The following is a 7,486-nucleotide window of genomic DNA, read 5'->3' as shown; positions in this document are numbered from 1 at the left end:
GCGTGCGAGCAGCAGCCGCCGGGCGAGCGCCGGGCCGGTCTCCGCGTCCGGACCGGCGCCCACGGCATGGGCGGCCGCCGTGAGGTCGGCGACGGTGGGCAGCCGGAACTCGACCACCCAGTCGCCCTCCTCCACCCGCAGCGGGCCCTCCCACCGCGGCTGCCGGGCGAGCAGTTCGCCGATGTCCAGGTCGAACTCCATCGCCTCGGCGCAGCGGCCGCAGTCCATCCGCACCTGCAGCCGCTCGCCGAACAGCGTGCGGCGCAGCGCGAAGAGGTCCGCCTCCCGCTCGCCGAGCGGCACCGACAGCAGATCGCCGTCGGCCGCCTCCGGGCGGGCGGCCCGGTGCAGCAGCAGGGCACGCCCGTGGCCGTGCTGCCCCAGCCCCGCCTCCCAGGTGGCCAGTAACTCCGCGGGTCCCGTGATCGCCATCCCTCGGACCGCCCGGAGGTCAGGCCGGGTGGGTGAACGAAGGCTCGGTGGGCTCCGGCACCTCGTAGTCGCGCTCCCAGCCCTCGCACTCCAGCTTGAGACTCTGGATCGCCACCGCGTTGGCGTTGGCGTCCATCTCACCCAGCACCTGGTACTCGCTCGGCCACGCCCGGTAGAGCTTGTGCGAGACGGCCACCTGGCCGGCCTCGTTGAGTACCTGTACCAGGATGTCCCGTCGGAAGTCCGCGAGTGACACCTCGGCGCCGAGCCCCGCACCGACCTGCCAGACCTTGTTGGCCCAGCGGTCGAATTCCGGGTCGTGCGTGACGCCGCGTTCGAGCGTGATCCCCTCGAACTCGGAACGGCCCGGCGACTTGCGCGGAGTGCTGGGGTCGCCGCCGTGCCGGTGCTTGACGACCTCGGTTGTGCGCTTCAGCGGGCTGACTTTGCTGATGCCCGCGACCGTGCGCCCGCCCCACAGGACGAGGAACTTGAAGTTCTTGTACGGGTCGAAGCGATGGGCGTTCACCTGAAATTCAGCCATCGGATTCCTCAAACTCGAACTGTCCGGCCATCTGCTGGATCTTGACGACTACGAATTCTGCGGGCTTGACCGGGGCGATACCGACCAGCACGTTCACCACTCCGCGTGCGATATCCGCGTCGGTGGTGGTGTCCTTGTCGCACTTCACGAAATACGCCTCGCGCGGCGTGGAGCCCTTGAAAGCGCCCTGCCGGAAAAGCGTGTTGAGGTACGCCGAGGTGTCGAGCCGGATCTGCTGCCACAGCTGCTCGCCGTTCGGCTCGAAAACCACCCACTGCAGCCCCCGCTGGAGGCTCTCCTCGACGTACAGAGCCAGCCGTCGCACCGGCAGGTACTTCCACTCGCTGTCCAGCGCGTCGGCGCCCTCCATCGTCCGGGCGCCCCACACCAGCGGGCCGACGACGGGGAAGGTGCGCAGGCAGTTCACGCCCAGCGGGTTCAGCAGACCGTTCTCCCGGTCGGTCAGCTGTACGGTCAGCGACCGGACGCCGGCGAGCCTGGCCTCCGTGCCCGCCGGTGCCTTCCAGACCCCGCGCTCGGCGTCCGTACGGGCGATGACCCCGGCCAGGGCCCCCGACGGCGGGAAGGAACGCAGCCTGCCGGTGAGCGGATCGGTCATCCGCAGGTGCGGGAAGAACAGGGCCGCGTGGTTGCTGCGCACGTGTTCCAGGGCGCCCAGCCCGGCCCGGGCGCTGTCCACACTGACCCAGGTGGTGGGCGCGTCCACCAGCAGGAAGATCCGCTGCTCCCGGCAGAGCGCCTGCGCCGCCGACAGGACGGTGACCATGTCCTCGGTCGACTCGTAGGCCGAGAGCTCCGGCAGGGACAGCAGGTTGACGTCGTCGACGTCGCGCAGTGCCTGGAGCCCCGTCTTGCCGGCCTCACTGCCGATGATGTCCCCGGGGCCCGGGGGATCGCCGTCCACGCCGCCGGCCAGTGCGAACACAGGCGGGTTGACGGTGGCCTCCAGGCCCAGGTCGTTGGCGCATTCGCCGACGAAGCGGACGACGTCGTCGGGATCCAGGGACCCGGCGACCACCTGGAGCCGGTGTCCGAACGCGGTGACCTCCGTTCCGGCGAAGGCTCGCTTGCCCGGGGCGTCCGGCAGCGCGCGCAGCTTGCGCTCCAGCAGCAGGGCCAGTTCGGTGACGTCGCAGGGAGCCTCGCCGTCCTGGTCCGGGTCGTACAGGGTGAACTCGCGCTCCACCTCGCCGATCTTGACCGTGAGGTCGACGGCGAGGTCGGGGAGTTCGGACCCGAACGGCTTGGAGACCGTCCCCGAGGGGTCGGGGCGGCCGTCGCCGAGGACCTCCACCCGGACGAGCGCCGAACCCTCGTTGACCACGGTCTCGACGAACCGGCCCTGGTCGGCCCGCATGGAGAGGCCGGTGAAGGTCTCCCGTGCCCCGCCCTTCGCGTCGAGGACGCGGAGGTTGAAGGTCTCCTCGGGAGCGCGGGTGTCGTGGTCGACGGCGACCCGGAGCCCCGACCCCCAGACGCCGGGCTCCTTCGCGTGGACCTTCAGCACCGGGCAGGCGCTGCGGTCCTCGGTGGACTCGAGCGTGACGCAGGCCGCCTCCCCGGTCCCGGACGCGGCCACGCGCACGATCACGGCGACCGTGCCGCCGTTGCCGAAGAACTGGTGCGCCGCGTAGCTGACGGCGCTCTGCGCGGTAAGGCCCCCGAAGCGGCGCTCGAACTCGGCGAAACTGGTGACCCGGACCGGCTTGTTCAACGGACCCCGGCGGGTGTGACCGACAAAAGCGGTCACCGAAGTGGTGACCCCGCCGATGGTACGGACGCTGCTGGGCAGCTCTTCGATGTATACGCCGGGATAGCTCGCTTGCGTCATTCCCCCTCCAATCCCTACGGGCGCCAGGAGATGCGCAGGAGGGATCGGAGCGTGCTTGGCAGCGCACACGTCAGCTGTGGAACTCCCCCGTCGCACACCCCCGTGCGGCAGTCATACCGCAGAGCCCCGGGTCATGACTTTCCCGTACATGACTTGTGGGTCCTGGTGCGTGAATCCGTAGCAAGCCTGGAGGAGTTCACCGACGCCGGTCAAGGAGCCGTTTCGGCCATGTGGCGGCTGAAGTGTCCGATTATGCATATGCGGGTGACGGTATGGAGCATTCCGGTGGAGAGTTCATGGAGGGTCTTCATGAAGCCACCGTGCCCTCATCACCCGTCGCTCCCAGTGAATCTGACGCAAGATCAGGAGCGACGGTGGTGGAACCGTCTGAGCCTCCGGTGACCGAGAGATGACAGCGGTCGTGCCCCTCAGACGTCCGTGCCGGACGACCACCCACGCCACGGTAGGGTCGGCGGGAAATCTCCACGCAACGGGTGAGATGGACACCGGGGAGGTCGGACCGTGACGGCAGCGAAGACGCCCCCGCCACCCAGGCCCGGGCCGCTGCGCAAGGAGCGCTGGTTCCAGCCTCGCCGTTCCGCCTACTCGTGGGAGCAGGACGGCCTCGACCACATCCGGCAGCTCATGCCGAAGTCCGAGCCCTACCGGGCCTGGGCGACGTACTCCTTCACCGCCGCCTCCGGCCGGACCAACGAGTGCGACCTGTTCATCGCCGTCCCCGGCGGCCTGTATCTGCTGGAGCTCAAAGGACACCCCGGCAGGGTGGTCAACCACGGCGAGACCTGGCAGTTCCACCACGACCGGGTCCGCACCCTGAAGAACCCCCTGCACCTCACCGACTTGAAGTGCAAGGAACTCAAGGGCCGGCTGGAGCGCGCCGCGCGGTCCATGGGTGTCGACCCGCGGCGCGTCCCCTTCATCAAGCCCGCGGTCTTCCTGCATGCACCCGGCCTGGTGAGTGGGCTGGACGAGTTCCAGCGGATCAACGTCTACGGGCGCAACGACGGCACCGGCGGTCTCGACCGGATCTGGGACGACCTGCTCGGCAGACCGCCGGAGCGGGAGAGCTGGCGCATCACCCCGCAGTCCGCCCAGCTGCTGGAGCAGCTGATGCAGAAGATCGGCATCAGCCACTCCACCGCCCACCTGCGCTACGGCGACGACTGGAAACTCGAACCCGGTGTGCTGGACGCGGGTCCCGGCTGGGAGGACCGCCTCGCCGTCCGCGACGACGGGCTCGTCCAGGAGGAAGGCCGCGTCCGCATATACCTGGTCGAGCAGCTGGCCGCCGACGCCGCGCGGCGCGCCGCCGACCGCGCGGCCCGCCGCGAGTACCAGGTGCTACAGGGCATCACGCACCGGGGCGTCGCCCAAGCCGTGCAGATCCGGCAGCACCAGGGCGGCCCGGCGATCCTGTTCCGGCACCGCCACAGCGATCTCCGGCTGGACGCCTACCTCGACGCCTACGGCGGCAGGCTCACCCCGGAGACCAGACTGGATCTGGTACGCCAGCTCGCCGAGGCGCTCCGCTACGCGCACCACCGCTCCCTGTACCACCGCGCGCTGTCCGCCCGCTCGGTCTACATCTCCGCAGGGGAGAGCGGTGCCGGACCCGTCGTACGCATCACCGACTGGCAGACGGCCGCCCGGGACTTCGACAGCACCTCTCTGCGCTCCATCGGCGACACGTCGCTCGACGCCGCCCTGATCGAGGACGCCGCCCAGATCTATCTCGCACCGGAGACCGACCAGGAGTTCGCGGACCCGGTGGACCTGGACCTCTTCGGTCTCGGGGCGCTGGCGTACCTGCTGCTCACCGGGGAGCGGCCGGCGGCGCAGCGCAGCGCTCTGATCGAGCGGCTGTCCGCGGAGGGCGGGCTGCACCCGTACGCCGTGACCGACGGCCTCTCCGACAGCCTCGACGACCTGGTCTACCGGGCGACCCGCGCCGAGGTCGTCGACCGGCTGCCGTCCGCCGAACGCTTCCTGGACCTGCTCGACGAGGCCGAGCAGCAGAGCGCCGTGCCGGACCAGTCCGCGACCGCCGAGTCGGACCCGCTGACGGCCCTTCCCGGCCAGCCGGTGGACCCGGTCTGGACTGTCAGGCGTGTGCTGGGGACCGGTGCCACCGCCCGCGCGCTGCTGGTGGAGCGGGTGGTGGAGGAGGCAGACGGCCCGGACGGCAAGGCGGTGGTCGAGGAGCGTGTCTTCAAGGCCGCGCTCGACCAGGACAAGGACGCCCGGCTGTACGCGGAGGCCCGGGCGCTCAAGGCGGTGGGCGGCGGCCGGATCGTCCGGCTGCTGGAGGAGCCGCGTGAGATCGCCGGCCACACCGTCCTGGAACTCGAGTACGCGGGGGAGTCCTCCCTCGGCGCGAGGCTGCGCGGCGAAGGACGCCTGACCTACGACCAGTTGGAGCGATACGGCAACGACCTGTTCATCGCCCTCGACCAGCTCGCGGCCAAGGGCGTGCGGCACCGCGACATCAAGCCGGACAACCTCGGTCTGCACAAACGGGACGACGGCTCGTGGGAGCTGCTGCTGTTCGACTTCTCGCTGGCCGACGCCTCCGAGCGGGACATCACCGCGGGCACCCGCGGCTACCTCGACCCGTTCCTCGGCAGCACCCGCCGCTCGCTGTACGACGACCACGCCGAGCGGTACGCGGTCGCGATCACGTTGCACGAGATGGCCTCGGGCGAGCGGCCCGTCTGGGGCGACGGCCAGAGCGATCCCCGCGTGAGCGAGGACGTGGAACTGTTCGTCGCCGCCGAGCTGTTCGAGCCCGGTCTGCGGGACGGTCTGACCGCGTTCTTCCACCGCGCGCTGCACCGGGACGTCGACCGCCGCTTCGACACCTTCCAGCAGATGGAGGACGCCTGGCGGCAGATCTTCCGTACCGCCGACTCCGCCAAGCCGGCCACCACCCCCGCGACCGTCGGCGCGTTCGCGGCGAGTGCGGAGGAGGCCCGTGAGACGGCCGCCGCGGCCGCGGAGCCGTCCACCGGCCTGGAGGCCGCCGGACTCTCACCCCGCGCGGTCTCCGTCGCCAACGGGCTCGGCGCGGTCACCGTCGGCGAACTGCTCGACGTGCCCCCGCACACCATCGCCCGGGCCCGTGGCGCCGGGACGCTGGTACGCAGAGAACTGGGCCGGCGGCACAAGCAGTGGACGGCGATGCTGCGCCGCCCCGCCCCCGGCGGCCGCCCGCCGGGCACGGCGACGACGGCACGTGCCACGGTGTCGGCCGCCGATCCCCAGGCGGAGGTACGGAGCATCGCCGCCGAGGCGGTGGACTCGCTGGCCGAGCGGCTCGTACCGGGACCGGCCCGCAAGGGCAACCTCCGGCCCGGCGTCATCCGGCTGACCCTCGGACTGTCCGACGGGAACGAGGCGGGCGGCGACGGGGGAGACCGCGGAGAACTCTCCGCGCTCGGTGCATGGCCACTGCAGAAAGCCATCGCCCAGCACCTCGGCTGCAGCCAGAAGACCGTCTCCGACCACCATGTGGCGGCGATCGAGGAGTGGAGCGCGACCGGCTGGATCACCCACATCCGTGACGAGCTGGTGCAGATCCTCGCCCAGTACGGGCGGGTGATGACCGTCCAGGAGGCCGCCGCCGAACTCCGCGTACGGCACGGCGCCGGTGACGACACTCCTGAGCGGACGCTCGCCAAGTCCCTTTCCGTCGTCCGCGCCGCCGCCGACGCGGAGGCGCTGCAGCGTGGCAGCGACCACGAGCCGCGCCTGGAGGTGCTGCGCCGTGGCCCGCGTGTCCTGCTGGCCCTGGACTCCCTGCCCGGCACCGACGACCCCACCCCCCAGGAGCTGGCGGACTACGCGGCGGCGCTCGGGGTGGCGGCCGACCAGCTCGCCGAAGCCGACCCGTTGCCCGGCCGGGCCACGGTCCTGCGGATGCTGCGCGAGGTCCCCGCCCCCGAGGGGATGGCCCCGCTCGCCGACACCCGCCTGGTCTCTCTCGCCGCCGTGGTGGCCCGGCACGCGTCCGCCTCGCCGAGACTGGAGATCTACCCCAAGGCGCTCGGGCTGGCCCGTGCGCTCCGTATCTCCCAGGCCGTCGCCGGGGTCCGCCGCGAGACCGGAATCTCGACCGGTGAGCTCATCGCGCGGGTCAAGGCCCGCTTCCCGTCGCTTCCCGTCCCGGACGCACCCACCCACATCGAGATCGAGGACGCGCTGAGCGAGGCCGGCTTCCCGCTGGAGTACGACACCGTCCGCAAGCGCTTCTTCCCGCCCGCCGTCGAGGGCGCCCGCTGGTCCAGCTCCACCTACACCCGTACGAGCGTGCTCGTCGCCCAGGCCAGGGCAGCGGTGGCGTCCGGCCGGGATCCGCGGGCCGTCCTGCGCGCCAAGCTGACCACCTCCGCGCAGCGCGGCGGTTTCCTCGCGCTCACCCTCAAGGGCGCCGACCTGCCCGGCACCGCCGCCGCGCTGGCCGCCGAGTTCGGTGTGGTCCCGGTGGACTTCAACGCCGAGTTCCTGGCGGTCTTCCGCGCCCTGGCCGAGGAGCTGGGCACGGACTGGTCCAAGGTGCTGCGCGCGGACGCCGCCTTCACCGGCACCGGCGAGCTGAAGCCGGGCCTGCGCTCCTACGTCCAGCGGGTCACCGAACGGCT

Annotated in this window: 3 protein-coding genes and 1 pseudogene; 1 reads left to right on the top strand and 3 read right to left on the bottom strand. The window is 71.4% G+C overall.

The features are described from left to right. From ACRDP3_RS03155 to ACRDP3_RS03145, 3 genes and pseudogenes are all read right to left on the bottom strand, one after another. Positions 1-432: pseudogene (locus ACRDP3_RS03155) on the bottom strand (hypothetical protein); the annotation flags it as partial. A gap of 19 nt (positions 433-451) precedes the next feature. Next, positions 452-976 carry a phage tail protein gene (locus ACRDP3_RS03150; RefSeq protein ID WP_431515257.1) on the bottom strand — a complete coding sequence of 175 codons (525 nt, stop codon included), beginning with the start codon at positions 974-976 and terminating at the stop codon, positions 452-454. Then, a complete protein-coding gene (locus tag ACRDP3_RS03145; protein WP_431515256.1) occupies positions 969-2,828 on the bottom strand; it encodes a phage tail sheath family protein in 1,860 nt (619 codons plus the stop codon). Before ACRDP3_RS03145 ends, ACRDP3_RS03150 begins: the two co-directional genes overlap by 8 nt. A 522-nt stretch (positions 2,829-3,350) precedes the next feature. On the opposite strand from ACRDP3_RS03145, the gene pglW reads away from it, so the two are divergent. Further along, the coding region (gene pglW / locus ACRDP3_RS03140; protein WP_431515255.1) for a BREX system serine/threonine kinase PglW at positions 3,351-7,486 on the top strand (4,136 nt) is incomplete at its 3' end.

Source organism: Streptomyces sp. (assembly GCF_050698815.1).
In the GTDB taxonomy this organism is placed as follows: domain Bacteria; phylum Actinomycetota; class Actinomycetes; order Streptomycetales; family Streptomycetaceae; genus Streptomyces.
Note: the sequence above shows the minus strand (reverse complement) of the source record. Positions and strands in the feature narration are given on the sequence as shown.